The organism is Marinobacter fonticola (assembly GCF_008122265.1).
Taxonomy (GTDB): Bacteria; Pseudomonadota; Gammaproteobacteria; order Pseudomonadales; family Oleiphilaceae; genus Marinobacter_A; species Marinobacter_A fonticola.
This window is the reverse complement of sequence record NZ_CP043042.1, coordinates 4113237-4128939: the sequence shown is the minus strand read 5'-3', so window position 1 is coordinate 4128939 and position 15703 is coordinate 4113237. Positions and strand designations below refer to the sequence as shown.

General features: G+C 60.9%; 15 protein-coding genes. 7 read left to right on the top strand and 8 right to left on the bottom strand.

The window, feature by feature from the left end:
* Positions 1 to 117: 117 nt before the first annotated feature.
* From trpD to rpe, 5 genes are all read right to left on the bottom strand, one after another.
* Positions 118 to 1146, bottom strand: coding sequence for an anthranilate phosphoribosyltransferase (gene trpD, locus FXO11_RS18400; RefSeq protein WP_148864398.1), 1029 nt, complete (start codon positions 1144 to 1146; stop codon positions 118 to 120).
* A 26-nt stretch (positions 1147 to 1172) separates the two neighbouring features.
* Positions 1173 to 1778 (bottom strand): aminodeoxychorismate/anthranilate synthase component II, encoded by a 606-nt coding sequence (locus FXO11_RS18395; protein WP_148864397.1) that lies wholly within the window; start codon positions 1776 to 1778, stop codon positions 1173 to 1175.
* A 280-nt stretch (positions 1779 to 2058) separates the two neighbouring features.
* Positions 2059 to 3546 carry an anthranilate synthase component I gene (gene trpE / locus FXO11_RS18390; protein ID WP_148864396.1) on the bottom strand — a complete coding sequence of 496 codons (1488 nt, stop codon included), beginning with the start codon at positions 3544 to 3546 and terminating at the stop codon, positions 2059 to 2061.
* Between the two features lie 241 nt (positions 3547 to 3787).
* Positions 3788 to 4471, bottom strand: a complete 684-nt coding sequence (locus FXO11_RS18385; protein ID WP_148864395.1) for a phosphoglycolate phosphatase — start codon at positions 4469 to 4471, stop codon at positions 3788 to 3790.
* Positions 4468 to 5145: a ribulose-phosphate 3-epimerase gene (rpe, locus tag FXO11_RS18380; RefSeq protein WP_148864394.1), complete on the bottom strand. Its 678-nt coding sequence runs from the start codon at positions 5143 to 5145 to the stop codon at positions 4468 to 4470. Before rpe ends, FXO11_RS18385 begins: the two co-directional genes overlap by 4 nt.
* A gap of 116 nt (positions 5146 to 5261) precedes the next feature.
* Between rpe and FXO11_RS18375 the strand changes: the two genes are divergently transcribed.
* Entirely contained in the window at positions 5262 to 6275 is a 1014-nt protein-coding gene (locus FXO11_RS18375) for a DUF3530 family protein (protein WP_168203202.1), read from the top strand.
* A gap of 67 nt (positions 6276 to 6342) precedes the next feature.
* Here the strand turns inward: FXO11_RS18375 and FXO11_RS18370 are convergent, their stop codons facing one another.
* Genes FXO11_RS18370 through FXO11_RS18360 form a run of 3 tightly spaced genes read right to left on the bottom strand, consistent with a single transcriptional unit; the run spans position 6343 to position 8854 of the window.
* Entirely contained in the window at positions 6343 to 7104 is a 762-nt protein-coding gene (locus tag FXO11_RS18370; RefSeq protein WP_148864392.1) for a co-chaperone DjlA, read from the bottom strand.
* Positions 7101 to 7850 (bottom strand): N-acetylmuramate alpha-1-phosphate uridylyltransferase MurU, encoded by a 750-nt coding sequence (gene murU, locus FXO11_RS18365; protein WP_148864391.1) that lies wholly within the window; start codon positions 7848 to 7850, stop codon positions 7101 to 7103. The genes FXO11_RS18370 and murU overlap by 4 nt, the downstream gene beginning before the upstream one ends.
* Positions 7847 to 8854 (bottom strand): aminoglycoside phosphotransferase family protein, encoded by a 1008-nt coding sequence (locus tag FXO11_RS18360; protein ID WP_148864390.1) that lies wholly within the window; start codon positions 8852 to 8854, stop codon positions 7847 to 7849. Before FXO11_RS18360 ends, murU begins: the two co-directional genes overlap by 4 nt.
* 45 nt (positions 8855 to 8899) lie before the next feature.
* Here FXO11_RS18360 and FXO11_RS20300 point away from each other — a divergent pair, with 45 nt between their 5' ends.
* From FXO11_RS20300 to FXO11_RS18335, 6 genes are all read left to right on the top strand, one after another.
* On the top strand, positions 8900 to 9052 hold the full coding sequence (locus FXO11_RS20300) for a hypothetical protein (RefSeq protein ID WP_168203201.1): 153 nt from the start codon (positions 8900 to 8902) through the stop codon (positions 9050 to 9052).
* A 267-nt stretch (positions 9053 to 9319) separates the two neighbouring features.
* Positions 9320 to 11641: an LPS-assembly protein LptD gene (locus FXO11_RS18355; protein WP_227545961.1), complete on the top strand. Its 2322-nt coding sequence runs from the start codon at positions 9320 to 9322 to the stop codon at positions 11639 to 11641.
* Positions 11642 to 11690: 49 nt separating this feature from the next.
* Complete coding sequence (locus FXO11_RS18350) at positions 11691 to 13073, top strand: peptidylprolyl isomerase (RefSeq protein WP_148864388.1); 1383 nt, start codon at positions 11691 to 11693, stop codon at positions 13071 to 13073.
* Positions 13070 to 14071, top strand: coding sequence for a 4-hydroxythreonine-4-phosphate dehydrogenase PdxA (pdxA, locus tag FXO11_RS18345; protein WP_148864387.1), 1002 nt, complete (start codon positions 13070 to 13072; stop codon positions 14069 to 14071). Before FXO11_RS18350 ends, pdxA begins: the two co-directional genes overlap by 4 nt.
* Positions 14064 to 14900 carry a 16S rRNA (adenine(1518)-N(6)/adenine(1519)-N(6))-dimethyltransferase RsmA gene (gene rsmA / locus FXO11_RS18340; protein WP_148864386.1) on the top strand — a complete coding sequence of 279 codons (837 nt, stop codon included), beginning with the start codon at positions 14064 to 14066 and terminating at the stop codon, positions 14898 to 14900. The genes pdxA and rsmA overlap by 8 nt, the downstream gene beginning before the upstream one ends.
* Positions 14897 to 15700 (top strand): symmetrical bis(5'-nucleosyl)-tetraphosphatase, encoded by an 804-nt coding sequence (locus tag FXO11_RS18335; RefSeq protein WP_148864385.1) that lies wholly within the window; start codon positions 14897 to 14899, stop codon positions 15698 to 15700. The genes rsmA and FXO11_RS18335 overlap by 4 nt, the downstream gene beginning before the upstream one ends.
* The last annotated feature ends 3 nt before the right edge of the window (positions 15701 to 15703 follow it).

Genomic DNA, 15703 nt, shown 5'->3' with positions numbered 1-15703 from the left:
TTCGGTTCAGGTGCTGTTCATAAAATGTAGCCGACGCTTTAGCTTCGGTGGGCCTGAAAAGGCCCCGGCAGGCAGAGCCTGCTCCGAAGCTAAAGCGTCGGCTACATTAGCCACTCGTCAGAAGCAGTGGGAGAAATCCGCGAGTTCCGTCATCTTGCCCATCGCGAGCCCGCTGCCGATGGCGTCCTGGGCAAGATCGACGCCTTCCGCAACGGTGCTCGCCAAACCGGCCACATAGATGGCCGCGCCAGCATTCAGGGCGATCAGGTCGCGGGCCTTGTCGACGTTCTCGGTGTGGCCACGGCCTAGTGCGGCCTGGACCATGGCCAGGGACTCTTCGGAGCTGTCCACTGTGAGGCCCACCAAGCTCTGGCTTTTGATCCCGAAATCTTCCGGCGCGATGTCGTATTCGGTGATCTGGCCGTCTTTCAATTCAGCCACGTGGGTCTTGTTGGCCAGGCTGATTTCATCCAGGCCATCCTTGGAGTGCACGACCATGATGTGCTCGCTGCCCAGTCGCTGCAGGACTTCCGCCATGGGACGGCACAGGCGCTCGGTAAATACGCCGATCAACTGACGCTTGACGCCGGCCGGGTTGGTCATGGGGCCGACGATGTTGAAGAGCGTGCGCATGCCCAGCTCTTTGCGCGGGCCGATGGCGTACTTCATGGCGCCGTGATGGGACGGCGCGAACATAAAGCCGACGCCGATTTCCTCTACGCAGCGTGCGACCTGTTCCGGGGTCATATTGAGATTGATCCCGGCTTTTTCCAGCAGATCTGCGCTGCCGCTTTTCGATGAGACCGACCGGTTGCCGTGCTTGGCAACGGCGCCGCCAGCGGCTGCGACCACAAAGGAGGCGGCAGACGAAACGTTGAACAAATTGGCGCCGTCGCCGCCGGTGCCGACGATATCCACCAGGTTGTTGGTCTCGATGGTGACACCCGTAACCAACTCCCGCATGACCTCGGTGGCCCCGGTGATTTCGTCGATGGTCTCGCTCTTCATGCGCAGGCCCATCAGCAGGGCGCCGATCTGGGCGTCGGTGGCTTCGCCGTTCATGACGATGCGCATCACCGCTTTCATCTCCTCGGTGGAGAGGTCCAGGTTCTCGACGATGCGATTCAGTGCAGCTTTGATATCCATTGCGATCTCTCTCTAGTCCGTGACGCTCAGGCCGCCTGTTCCGGGGCGGAGGACGGCATGCGCAGGAAGTTACGCAGCAGCTCGTGGCCCTGTTCGGTCATGATGGATTCCGGGTGGAACTGGACGCCTTCGATCGGCAGCGTCTTGTGGCGCACCCCCATGATTTCCTCGACGGAACCGTCGCCGTTGCGGGTCCAGGCGGTGACTTCCAGGCAATCCGGAAGCTGCTCCTTATCGATCACCAGGCTGTGGTAGCGGGTCGCTTCCAGCGGATTGTTGAGGCCGCGAAAAACACCTTTGTCGGCGTGGAAGACGGGCGATGTCTTGCCGTGCATCACCTGGCCGGCACGAATGACGTTACCACCGTAGACCTGGCCAATCGCCTGGTGGCCGAGGCAGACGCCGAGAATCGGCAGACGTCCGGCGAAATGGCGAATGGCCGCCAAGGAAATGCCCGCTTCGTTGGGCGTACAGGGGCCGGGTGAAACGACCAGCCGTTCCGGGTTGAGCGCTTCGATCTGTTCAATGGTGATTTCATCGTTGCGGTAAACCTTCACCTCTGCGCCCAGCTCGGCAAGGTACTGGACCACGTTGTAGGTGAAGCTATCGTAGTTGTCGATCATCAGTAACATAGGGAACCTCTGATTGAATCTATTGGCGATTCTGGCTCGCCCTGAAAGCCGGAATCAAGGCGCGGCTGTGCAGGAAGGCTGGTTGTCTTTCAAGAAGCCGCAACGCGGAGTCCGGCTTTCAGGGCGAGCCCCTTCGGGCAAGCCTTGAGGACCTTTCTGGACTGCGTTGCGAATCTTGGCAATGGAACCACCATTCCCGGCGATTCGCGCCTTGCCAGAAAGGCCCTCAAGGCTTGCAGAATCGCCAATAGATTCAATCAGAGGTTCCATAGTTCCTCGCTTAGCGGTCGAACGCGTTCAGTGCCATGGCGACCGCGCGGAAAATGGCGCGGCCCTTGTTCATCGTCTCTTTCCATTCGAGACGGGGCACCGAATCGGCGACGATGCCAGCGCCGGCCTGGATATGTAGGGTTTCGTCCTTGATCACCGCGGTGCGGATGGCAATGGCCGTATCCATATTACCGTTCCACGATAAGTAACCGACAGCACCGCCGTAGACGCCGCGTTTGACCGGCTCCAGTTCGTCGATAATCTCCATGGCGCGGATTTTGGGTGCGCCGCTCAGGGTGCCCGCGGGCAGAGTGGCACGCAGCACGTCAATGCAGGAGGTGTCCGGCAACAGTCGGCCGGTGACGTTGGAGACGATATGCATGACGTGGGAATAGCGTTCCACCGCCATTTTCTCGGTCAGGCGCACGGTGCCGGTTTCCGAGACCCGGCCGGCGTCGTTGCGGCCCAGGTCGATCAGCATTAAGTGCTCGGCGATCTCTTTCGGGTCGGCCACCAGCTCGGCTTCGAGCGCGCGGTCCTCGGCTTCGGTGGCTCCGCGTTTGCGGGTGCCGGCGATGGGCCTCACGGTGACCTGCTCGTCTTCGACCCGCGCCAGGATTTCCGGCGAAGAGCCAACGATATGGAAATCGTCGAGGTCGAGGAAATACATGTAGGGCGACGGGTTAAGCACCCGCAGCGAGCGATAAAGGTTTAGCGGCGGTGCAGCGAAGGGAATCGACATGCGCTGGGAAATCACCGTCTGCATGACGTCGCCGTCGAGCACGTAGTTCTTGATGGTGCCGACAGCCTCCTTGAAGCGCTCTTCGGTAAAGCCGGAGACGAAATCGGTCTCGTCCACCTGGGTGCCGCGTAGCGCTTCCGGGGTCACCGGCGCATCGGCGGTCTGACGATGGAGCCGATCTTCCAACGCATTCAAACGACGTTCCGCATCGGCCAGCCCGTCGGTGTCGGAGGGGTTTACGTGCACGATCAGGTGTAGTTTGCCGCGCAGGTTGTCGAAGACCACCACCTCGTCGGACACCATCAACAGGATATCCGGTGTGCCCAGCTTGTCCGGCGGGCAGGTGTTGGCCAGGCGCTTCTCGATAAAGCGTACGGTGTCGTAGCCGAAGTAGCCGACCAGGCCGCCGTTGAAGAGCGGCAGTCCCGGCAGGTCCGGTGAGTTGAACCGTGCCTGATAGTCTTCAACGAAGGCCAACGGATCGCTGCTGGTATGGGTCTCGATCACGTCGCCATCGCGGGTGATGGTGATCTGGTCGCCCTGCACCCGCAGGATTTCGCGGCAGGGCAGGCCGATGATCGAGTAGCGGCCCCATTTTTCGCCGCCGGTGACGGATTCAAACAGGTAGGTATAGGGACCGTTGGCCAGCTTGAGGTAGGTGCTCAGCGGCGTGTCCAGATCGGCCAGGACTTCGCGTTGGACAGGGATGCGGTTATAGCCGGCCTCGGTTAGGTCGGCGAACTGTTCGGGTGTCATGAATCGGCTTCCTGAAATCTGATCTGCTCAAGCCTCCACAGCTCTCCGTAGGAACGGGCACTGCAGGGCCGGTTTCAGGCAAGTGCAGAACGGGACGCACTCGCCGGGCTGACAATCAGCCGGTGCGCCATCGCCACCATCGGGTTGCGCGTGAGGTCAGCACGCTACGCGCATTTGCAGTCAGTTTCAGTCCCCGCACGAGGATACTCCGAGAAAGGATTGTTCAAAGATCTGGATGAGGTTACAAAAGCTCCACGAGCGAATCAACCACAATATCCGCGCCGGCGTCGTCGATATTGCCGCCATAGTTGTAGCCATAACGGACTGCGACCACCGGTACGCCGGCTCGCTGGGCCGCCTGAATGTCGTTGATCGAGTCGCCTACCATCAGCGTTCGAGCCATATCGCCGCCTAATGCTTCCACGGCGTGGTAGATCTGTTCCGGGTCGGGTTTCTTGACCGGCAGGGTATCGCCGCAGACCGATACTTTAAACCAATGGTGAAGGTCCATCTTTTCCAACAGCGGTCCGGTGAATGCGGTGGGCTTATTGGTCACCACGCCAAGCCTGACATTTTCCGCCACCAAGGCTTTAAGAAAGGGCTCAACGCCAGCGTAAACCGAGCTCAGTCGGCCGTTCATGTCGCTATAGGTGTCGAAGAACAGCGTGAGGGCATGCTGGAAATCGTCGTCGCTGAACGGTGTGCCGGTTTGGTAATCGAACTGCCCGGCCAGGGCCCGTTTAACCAGAACCTGGGCGCCATTGCCCACCCATCCGCGTACTCTGTCAGCGCCAACCGGCTGCCGGCCGGTCGCTTCCAGCATGGCATCGATAGCGGTCGCCAGGTCCGGCGCGCTATCGACCAGCGTGCCATCCAGGTCGAACAGGGCGGTGTCGGGCCATTGGCCGTTGAAAAGGTGTCTCATACGGAGCGGCCCAAGGCCAACTGCTCGCGCATGGCGGCAATGGTGGCGGTGTAGTTTTCGGTGTTGAAGATAGCCGACCCGGCCACGAAGGTATCGGCGCCCGCGGCGGCAATTTCGCGGATGTTGTCGACTTTCACGCCACCATCGATCTCCAGGCGGATGTCGCGCTTGCTGGCGTCGATGCGCTGTCGGGCTTCACGTAGCTTGTCTAGGGTGCCGGGAATGAATGACTGGCCGCCGAAGCCGGGGTTGACCGACATCAGCAGGATCATGTCGATCCGGTCCATCACGTAATCCAGGTGATGCAGGGGCGTAGCCGGGTTGAACACCAGGCCGGCCTGGCAGCCACCGTTCTTGATCAGTTGCAAGGAACGGTCGACGTGCGCGGAGGCTTCCGGGTGAAACGTAATGTAGGTGGCGCCGGCGTCGATAAACATGCGGATCAGGTCGTCCACCGGTGTGACCATCAGATGAACGTCGATGGGCGCGGTAACGCCGTGCTTGCGCAGGGCTTCGCATACCATCGGGCCAATGGTCAGGTTGGGGACGTAGTGGTTGTCCATAACGTCGAAATGAACGACATCGGCACCGGCGGCCAGGACGTTATCGACTTCCTCGCCCAGTCGGGCAAAATCGGCGGACAGGATCGAGGGGGCGATAAGATCGGGAAGCATGTCGAATCTCTCTCATGGCATAGTCTGGCGTATCCCCGAACGGGTTTGCTGCTTGGACGCGGGGGCTGGTCGAGCAGTAGTCTAACAGTTTGATAGGTAATGTAAGAGGGTTGGTTGTGCAGCAGATCAAGAGGCGTTGGCGCCTGTTGTCGATTGTTTTGGGAGCGCTGGGTACTGCCAGTGTGGCGGCGCAAACGACCGAACAGGCCGAGACTGAAGGCAACGCGGGCGATGTGGCTAAAGAGGCGCCCGCGACGGCGTCTCCGTCACGCCCGTTTATTTCCACGCAGCTGCACAGTGAATCTCTGGCGGCACAGTTTCCGGGACAGGCGGTCTGGCTTGATGTTGGTGGCGATGATCGTGTGCTCGGATTGCTGGAGCGAGAGATAGAGTCGCCGGCCAAAGGCGCGATACTGATACTTGCCGACGAGGGGCAAACGGCCGATGCCGCGCTTGCCGGTGCGTTGCGTCGCCCGCTCGCTTCAGCCGGCTGGGCAGCGATGACACTGGGACTGGAGCCACCGCCCTATCCGCTGGTCAGAGCGAGAAATCAGCCACCGGCGGCGCCCAAGGACGCCGGCGAGGCCGTTCAATCGCCTGAGCAGGGAGAGGGTAACGCGACCGGCTCGGCTGAAACGGCGGGGGATGCCGGGTCGGTCATCGATGTTATCGACAAGGCCGATCTGGACCAACTGCGCCAGGATTACCGCGACAAGCTCGATGCTCAAATCGGTGCGGCAATAGCTCACTTGCGGGCGCAGGGTTATCAGCGGGTGGCGCTGGCAGGTATCGGTCACGGGGCTGCGCCGGTGGCTAGCTCGTCGCTGAACGGCAGTGGCGCGGGTGCGAACGAGCCCCAGGCACTGATTTGGGTGGCGCCGACCGTCGAAGCAGCGGACCTGGACGCGCTCGCCGGGGCACAGGCGGCTGAGCTTCAGGTGCTCGACCTGCGCTCCAGCCGTACCCCGGACCGGGCCGCAAACGAGCATCGGTCAGCGGTGCGTCGTTCCGGCTTCCGGGGTTACGCGCAACAGCAGATTGCCATGCAGGCTCGGCCAACGGCGCAAGATGCGCGACAGGTGGCCAGCCGGATCAGCGCTTGGCTACAGCGCCGCTTCGTATCCCCGTAGTCGCCGCTGAGTCCTCAAAAGAGGCGCTTTGCTCGAGTAGTTCGCTGCTTGACGGTACGCTAGTGCACTAGGTCGAGCGCACCTTTTCGCGACGTTTGATCAGCTCCCAGGCCAGTTGATAGCGATGCATGCGCTCTTTGGCCAGGGCATATTCCTTATCTGAAAGCCCACTGCCCAGTTTGTCCGGGTGAGACTCGGAGACGCGCCGGCGGTAAGCGCGCTTGAGCTCTTCGAAGGAATCGTTGCGGCTCGCACCCAGTAGCTTGCAGGCCTCTTCGTAGGATGTGGGCGCAGCCTTGAGCTCCGGCTGGGTGATCCAGACCTTTTGCGCGTAGCTGTCGAGCACAATATCCATCAGGTCCACGGGCAAGCCGGTGCGGTCGATGGCATCTTCGCAGCGGTAACGGCGGGCCTGGCTGGGCACCCCATGTAACTGCGCCGCGTGACATAAGCACAGCACAACCTGAATCGACGGCCGGGGTATGATCCAGCGGGTCATGCGCAGGCGTAGGCCGCGGCGGCGGGCGATGGATTCGGACTGTTTGCCCTCGCGGAAATGCTCGATGGCACTGCGCCGCTGCCGGGATGACAGGCGCAATGATTTCATCAGGCTCTCGGCAAAGCGGATGTCCGTTTCCGTGACCCGCCCATCGGCACGGGCGACATAGCCCAGGAGATAGAACAGGCTGCGGCGGCTCCAGCCTGGCAAACGGGTGCGCTCCAGTAAGGTTGACGCCTGGTGGCCGCAGGCATTCAGTTCGCCCAGCAGTTCATAGAAGACGTTCTCCAGTCGCGCCGGCATAGACGTCGATGCGGCGGATGAACTCATTGCTGCGCTCCTTTTTCTTTGTGATCGCCGCGTTCTTTGTCGTCGTCGCTAGCGTTTCCCCGGTGGCGGGTGCCGGCGGCCTGCCGGAGTTGCTGGTCCAGTCGCGCCAGGCGTTCCGGTGTGCCGATATCCTGCCAGTCGCCGTCATGATACACCCCGGCCACCGTATCCCGCTGCATGGCATCGCGCAGGATCGGAGCCAGCTTACGATACCCTGGCTGCAACCCTTCGAACAGACTGCGATGCAGTAGGCTAATGCCGGTGAAGGTGAGGCGTGGATCGCCCTCGGTCCTGACCCGTTCGTTGTCGGACAGGTGAAAATCGCCCTCGGGATGCTGGGGCGGATTGTCTGTCAGCACCAATACAGCTTGGTCATGAGCATGGGGTGTGAGCCGGGCAACGTCGAAATCGGTCCAGATATCGCCGTTGACCACCAGGAACCAGTCATTCTCGCCGATCAGTTTGGGCAATGCCTGACGGATGCCGCCGGCGGTTTCCAGAGCTTCGGGTTCTGGCGAATAGCTGATGCTGACGCCGTAGCGCTGACCGTCGCCCAGCGCCGCCTGTAATTTATCGCCCAGCCAGGACGGGTTGATGACCAGTTCGCGGAAGCCGGCCCGCGCCAGCTTTTCGATCTGATGCACGATCAGCGGCTTGCCGCCGACTTGCAGTAGCGGTTTGGGCGTGTCCAGAGTGAGCGGGCGCATGCGCTCGCCCTTGCCGGCGGCGAGAATCATGGCTTTCACGTACCGGATGCCTTCTGGTTCAGGGCCGGGATGACACGGGACTCGAGCCACTCGTTGAAGTGCCGCAACGCCGGCTGGCGGGCACTGGCTTCGGTCAAGTAGCCCACCGTACGCGGGATGTCGTCCAGATAGCGCGGTTTACCGTCGCGGATGGCCAGGCGCGCGAAAATGCCGGACGCCTTGAGGTGGCGCTGCATCCCCATCAATTCCACCCATTGGCGAAACGTATCCGCATCGGCGCGATGGGTGCCGGCTTGCAACGTCAGCTGGCGGAAGTCTTCGATCCAGCGGCTGAGTTGGTCTTCGGGCCAGCGGATATAGCAATCCTTGATTAACGAGACCAGGTCATAGGTCACCGGGCCGCGTACCGCGTCCTGGAAGTCGATGACGCCCAAGTCGTCGTCCACCACCAGCAAATTGCGCGAGTGATAATCACGATGGACCGGGACACGGGGCTGGGCCAAGGCCGCTTCCTTGAGCAGGGCAAAAGTCGTATCGAGCAGGCAATGCTCCTGGTCGCTCAGGGTCAGCCCCAGATGTTTTTCGATCAGCCAGTCGCGAAACAGTGCCATCTCCCGTTCGAGCAGTGCGGTGTCGTAAAGGGGGAGCGTATAGTCTTCCGGTTCGCCGGTCTGTTGAATGCCGACCAGTGCTGCCAGGGCTTTACCGTAGTAGTGGTCGACGTTATCCGGGTTGAGCTGTCCCAACAGGAGTGCATCGCCAAAGTCGTCCAGCAGAAGAAAACCCTGGTCGAGATTTTCGGCATGGATAGCGGGGACCTGCACACCCTGTTCGTGCCAGTGGCGGGCAATGGCGATAAAGGGGCGTACGTCTTCTTTCTCCGGGGGCGCATCCATCACGATAAAGGTGCGGCCATCGTTGGCACGGGCCACCCGGAAATAGCGGCGAAAGCTGGCATCGCCTGACACGGTGACCGGTTGTGCGCTTTCAAATCCCGGCTGCTGGGCGACCCAGTCCGTTAGTGCTGACAGTCTACTATCCATGAATGTTGTCTGTTATATACCTGGCTGGAAAGGGGATGCGTCCGGATGCCGATCGATCCTATTTTAAACCTGATCGGGACAAATCCAGTAGACGATGCAGATCGACAAGCTGCCGATCTGCAAAGTGACACCCAATTCACCGGAAAATATCAGAAGGCCGGTGTGGCGGCAAAAGGTCCGCAGCTAAAATCTACATGAGGGTGTCGTAATGATTGGCGGCGGGCGGCACTGCCCGGTCCCTGTCAGTGCGCTGGCAGCTAGGTTTTGGCGCTGCTGGCACAGTCACTCGGGGGCCGGTTGAGGCGTTGCGCCGAAGGCCATGAGGACGCGTCATTAACAAGGCCGACCGGGCCGTGTAAACTACCGGCGGCCTTACAGACGGAACGGGACCCTTCATTCGTGCCATTGCGACCTCAAACGAAAACGAGTCTCCGGACTGGCAGCAGTGGCCACTGGTGGGTTGGCGTGCTCGCCTCGACCCTTTTTGCGCCTCAAGTGGGCGCCCAGAGCGCCGCGGAAATCGACTGGCGTCCGCGGTCGGAGCTTCCCCCGGAACAGCAGGCGGAGCTGCCGGCTTATTGCGAAGGCGGCTACCTACAGCCTGAGCTGGGCAGTGCGCAATCCCCGCTATTTGACAGTAATTCGTCAGGCAATGCGCACATGCCTATTGAGGCCAGCGGCCTGAATGCCCGCTACGAAGTGGATTCGCAGCTTACCCTTGAGGGCGATGTCCACCTGCGCCAGGGTACCTTCAGTGCGCAGGGCAGCCGGGCGCAATATGATCAGGCAACGGGGCAAATGGCGTTGAGCGGACCGATTGTGTCCCGTGGCGAGGGTTTTCTGCTGACGGGCGAATCCGCTGAGTACGATGCCAACAGCGGCGAACTGGAGATGAATACCGCCACCTTCCTGATCCATGCGGCCGAGATGCGCGGACAGGCAGGCTTCCTGTCCCGGCCGACGGAGAGCCTGGTCAATATCGAACAAGGCCGGTTGACCACCTGCTCGCCCGAGAGCAACGCCTGGGCCATTGTCGCCTCCGACATCGAGCTGGACCGGGCGGAAGGTTTCGGCACAGCGACTCATGTCAGGCTTGAGGTCAAGGACGTACCGGTTTTCTACTGGCCTTACGCGACCTTTCCTATCGACGACCGCCGCAAGACCGGCTTTCTGTACCCCTCGTTCGGCACATCGAATACCGGTAGCGGCATGTTTATATCCACGCCTTACTACCTGAACCTGGCGCCGCACTACGATGTGACATTGACGCCCCAGTACATTCACGGGCGGGGGCTGTTCAACGAGGTGGAAGGCCGTTATCTCAGCGAGTATGGCGAGTCCGTGCTGCAGTTGGGCTATATCCGTGACGATCGGCACTACGCCGACGAATTTCCCGGCGAAGACGGCGAGCGCTGGGGGCTGGACTTCACCAGTCAGCTCAATTTCGGCTACAACTGGACAGGGTATGCCGACTACTCCACCGTGTCCGACGACGACTACCTCAGCGACTTGAACCGCACGCTGGAAATCAATCAGGTCACTCATTTGCAGCGCCGGGGCGGGATACGGTACGACAGCCGTCATCAATATTTCGAAGCGTACCTGAGTGGTTACCAGACGCTGAGCGACACTATCGCCGATAGCCAGAAACCCTATTCCCAGTTACCGGAAATTATCTACGGCGCCGATTACCAGTGGAGCGTGGTCGAGACGCTGTTGGCGACCCAATACACGTATTTTCATCGCGACAACGACACGCTGACCGGGCTGTCACGGGCCAACGGCCATCGCTTCCGGGCGGCACCGGAATTGGCGCTGGATTTCCGCGCGCTTTGGGGGTATTCGCGGCCTTCGGTGACACTGGACTACACGCAGTACCAGCTCGAGGATTATACCGCTCGAGAGGACGATACCTTTAGCCGGACGGTGCCGATCTATGAATGGGACAATGGGCTCTATTTCGACCGCCGCGACTCGATGTTCGGCATTCCCTACAATCAGACCCTGGAACCCCGGCTCTACTACGCCTATTCCGACTACGAGGACCAGAGCGACATTCCGGACTTCGATACCGCGCTGAAGGACTTCAGTTTCGACCAGCTGTTTTCCCCCAATCGCTTTAGCGGGGGCGACCGGGTTTCGGACAATAATCGCCTGACCGCGGCGGTCACCACCCGTTTCAACGATCTCAATACCGGTATCGAGCGGGCGCGTCTGAGTATCGGCCAAGTATACTACTATGATGAGCGCCAGGTCAGCCTGAACGGCGTGGGTGCGGACGACCGCAGCGACTCGCCTTTGGCGGGGGAGGCGGTTTTTCGACCGCTGGAGACTCTGGATATCCGCACATCGGGGCTTTGGGATCCTCGCAGCAAGCAAACCGAGGAAGGTCGTAGTCAATTGGTTTTCCACTCGCCAGACTACCGGTATCTGGCGACCCTGGGGCATACCTACGACCGGGACGATTTCGAACAGATGGATATTGGCGCCGTTTTCCCTGTCACAGACCGCGTCAGCCTGATCGGTCGCTGGCTTTACGACTCCGAGGCTGACCGCACGGCAGGTTCCCTCGCCGGTATCGAATACACGGACTGCTGCTGGAGCCTGCAACTGGTTAGCCAGAACTACCTGACGGATGACCGCGAGCTGGAGAATCGCATCCTGTTCCAAATCCAGCTCAAAGGACTGGGTGGCAGCGGCGACTCCAGCGGCCGTGTTTCCGAAGCGATCTATGGCTTCGACGAACGTGACGATAGGCGCTTTGGTCGAACCAATATGCGTTATTGAAACGCGGGTCAGCCAAGTGGCCCGTATAAGACGTTAAATTGAGGTGAATATGAAGGCATCCCTGCGCCTGTGCGCACGTGTCATGGTCCTGCTGCTGTGTGTAGTGGCCGCCCAATCCGCATTTGCAGAGCGCAAGCCGCTGGATAGCGTGATCGCTATCGTCGATGACAGCGTGATTCTGGAATCCGAACTGGAAAGCCGGGTGCGCACCGTCAAAGCCCGGCTCAACGCCCAGGGGACGCCTCTGCCCTCGGATAGCGTACTGGAGGAACGGGTGCTCGATCAGCTGATCCTCGATGCGATCCAGCTGCAGATGGCGGATAAGATGGGCATGCGGATCAGCGATAACGAGCTGAACGACACCATGCAGAATATCGCCAGCCGCAACGGCTACACGATCGAGCAGTTCGAGGAGGCGCTGGCCAGCGAGGGGCTGACCTACCGTGAGGCGCGTGAGCAGATCCGCCGGGAAATGCTGCTTAGCCGGGTCCAGCAGCGCCGGGTCGACAACCGGGTCCGGATTACCGGGCGCGAAGTGCAGAACTTCGTGCAGGCCCAGGCCGGGCGTGAAGCGTCCGGCGTCGAGTACCTGCTGGGCCATATCCTGGTGTCGGTGGACGATTTCAATAACGCCGAGGAAGTGGAAACCGCCCGCACCGAGGCCGAGAGCCTGCGCGAGCAAATTGTCGGCGGTTCGGATTTCCAGCAGGTAGCCGTGGCCGAATCCGACGGCGCCAACGCCCTCGAAGGTGGGGTGCTGGGCTGGCGGACCGAGAACCAGCTGCCATCGCTGGTGGTCGATGTGGCCCCCGATCTGGCCGTGGGCGAGCCCTCCCAGGTCCTGCGCAGTGGCAGCGGTTTTCATATCGTGTCGGTGCTGGACAAGCGCGGCGGCGATACCGGACAGGTGATCCAGCAATCCAAGGTCCGGCACATTCTGATTCGGCCGACTGAAGCCCGCACCGACACAGCGGCGGAAGATCTGATCAATGAGCTGCGCGGGCGTTTGGAGAGCGGGGACGACTTTGCCGAACTGGCCCGTGAGTACTCGGATGACAAGGTGTCGGGCTCCGACGGCGGAAACCTGGGCTGGGTCAGCCCGGGCGAGATGGTTCCGGCGTTCGAACAGGCCATGCAGGAAACCAGTGTGGGCGAACTGAAGGGCCCCTTCCGTTCCCGCTTCGGCTGGCACATCCTGGAAGTTGAAGAGCGCCGCCAGCAGGACATTGGCGACCAGCTCAAAGAGACAGAAGCCCGCCAGGTCCTGTACCGTCGTAAGTTCGAGGTTGAATTACAGAACTGGCTGCGCGAAATACGGGAAGAAGCCTACGTGGATATCAAGATGGCCGGCTATGAGAAGGAAGAAACCACCGGCGAGAACGAAGAAGCCGCTGGCCAGGACGGCCAAGAGGAGTCCACCAAAACGTTATGACACGACCGCTGACCTTGGCGTTGACCGCCGGAGAACCGGCGGGCATCGGCCCCGACCTCTGCCTGCAACTGGCTGGACAGGACCGCCCGGCCGGCATTGTCGTGGTGGCGGATATCGACCTGTTGGCCGAGCGTGCGCAACAGCTCGGGCTGTCGATACGTTTGACGGCGTGGTCGCCAGGGGAAACGGCAAGCACCGGCGCCGGGGAGCTCTCGGTGCTTAAGGTCGGCGGCATCAACAGCCGCAAAGCCGGTCAACTCGATCCGGACAACAGCCGTTATGTCTTGACCACGCTGGAAATAGCCGCCCGTGGCTGCCTGGATGGCACCTTCGACGGCATGGTCACGGCGCCCGTCCACAAAGGTGTCATCAACGAGGCGGGCATCGTTTTTAGCGGCCACACCGAATTTTTACAAGCACTTTGCGGTGTCGAGCGCGTCGTGATGATGCTGGCAACCGAAGGCTTGCGGGTGGCTTTGGTCACCACGCACCTGCCGCTCAAGGATGTCCCGGCTGCGGTTACTGAATCCCGGCTCATGCAGGTCGCGCGCATTCTCCATAGCGATCTGAAAGCCTTTTTCGGCGTGGAGAGCCCTCGCATTCTGGTCGCGGGCCTCAATCCCCATGCGGGAGAGGGTGGTCACTTGGGCAGGGAAGAAATCGAGGTGATCGAGCCGGCCCTGGTGAAGCTTCGCGACGAGGGGCTGAATCTGACCGGGCCGTTGCCTGCAGATACGCTGTTCACGCCGCACCTGCTGGAAAAGGCGGATGCCGTATTGGCGATGTATCACGATCAGGGCTTGCCCGTGCTCAAATACAAGGGATTCGGTAGCGCGGTGAACGTGACCTTGGGGTTGCCTATCGTGCGCACCTCCGTCGATCACGGCACGGCCCTGGATCTGGCCGGCACTGGCACGGCCGATGCCGGGAGCCTGCGCACCGCAATCGAAACCGCAATCCAGATGGCGCGTTGCCGCCGGGAACAGACTCATGGCTAAAACCGCCGGCCATCAGGCGCGCAAGCGTTTCGGCCAGAACTTCCTACACGACCCTGGCGTGATCGAGCGAATTGTTCGTGCCATCAATCCGAAGCCGGACGACGCCCTGGTGGAAATTGGCCCCGGTTTGGGGGCCCTGACCGAAGAGTTGCTGGCCGTTACCCCGTCGCTCCAGGTTGTCGAGCTGGACCGCGACCTGATACCGGTGCTGCGGACCAAGTTCTTCAACTACCCGGATTTCCGTATTCACGAAGCGGATGCCCTTCGATTCGATTTTGCAGCGCTGGCAGCGGAAAAGCCGTTGCGGATCGTCGGCAATCTGCCGTACAACATATCCACACCGTTGATTTTCCACCTGCTTGAGCAGGCGGGTGTGGTGCACGACATGCACTTCATGCTGCAAAAAGAGGTCGTACAGCGTCTGGCGGCAACCGCCGGCGAGAACAACTACGGGCGCCTCGGCATCATGGCGCAGTACCATTGTCAGGTGCAGCCGTTATTCGAGGTGGGCTCCGGCGCCTTCCGACCGGCGCCTAAAGTGGATTCGGCAATCGTGCGTCTGGTACCTCACAAGACGCTGCCTTTCCCGGCGCAGGATTTGGGACAGCTGCAGGCCGTGGTGCGCACCGCCTTCAATGCTCGGCGTAAAACCCTGCGCAAGGCGCTGGGTGGGCTGATTTCAGCCGAGCAGTTGCGGGCTTTGGGTATCGACGACGGCCTGCGCCCGGAAAATCTTACGTTGGCAGATTACGTCAGTATCGCCGATTCGCTCGCCGGTCAGCGCCAGACTCCGGCCGAACAGACCCAAGATGCAAACGGAAGCCCATGACCGATTATGCCGTAGGCGACATCCAGGGATGCTATGAACGCTTGCTGGATGTACTGGATAAAGTCGACTTCTCGCCCTCCCGGGACTGTCTCTGGGTGGCGGGGGACCTGATCAACCGTGGTCCATCCTCACTGGCCGCGCTGCGCTACATCTCGAGTTTAGGCAGTTCTGCCAACGTCGTGCTGGGCAATCACGATTTGCACCTGCTGGCGGTGGTGCTGGGCGATCACGGGGTCAAACCCAAGGACACGCTGCAGGCCATACTTGACGCGGACGATTGCAATGACCTGGTCAATTGGCTGCGTCAGCAACATTTGGCGGTGTTCGATCCGGATCGCAATATCTTTATGAGCCATGCCGGTCTGCCGCATATCTGGGGCGTGGATCAAGCGCTGGCGTTGGGTCAGGAGCTTGAAGGCGTTCTGCAAGGCGAAGAGGCCCCCACCTATTTCCGCGAAATGTACGGCAACGACCCAGCGGGTTGGTCGCCCTCTCTGACCGGCATGGACCGCTGGCGGGTCATCACCAACTATTTCACCCGGATGCGATTTATCGCCGAAGACGGACGTTTGGAGTTGGCGGCAAAGGATGCCGTGGATACTGCTCCGAATGGATACGCCCCTTGGTTTACGTTCCCCCGTGACGACGAAACCCGCGTTATCTTCGGTCACTGGGCCGCGCTGGAAGGCAAAACCGGTATCGATCGCTACATGGCCCTGGATACCGGCTGCGTCTGGGGTGGCGCCTTGACCCTGATGAATCTGGATACTCTCGAGCGTATTACCTGTGATTGCTCGTGAGCC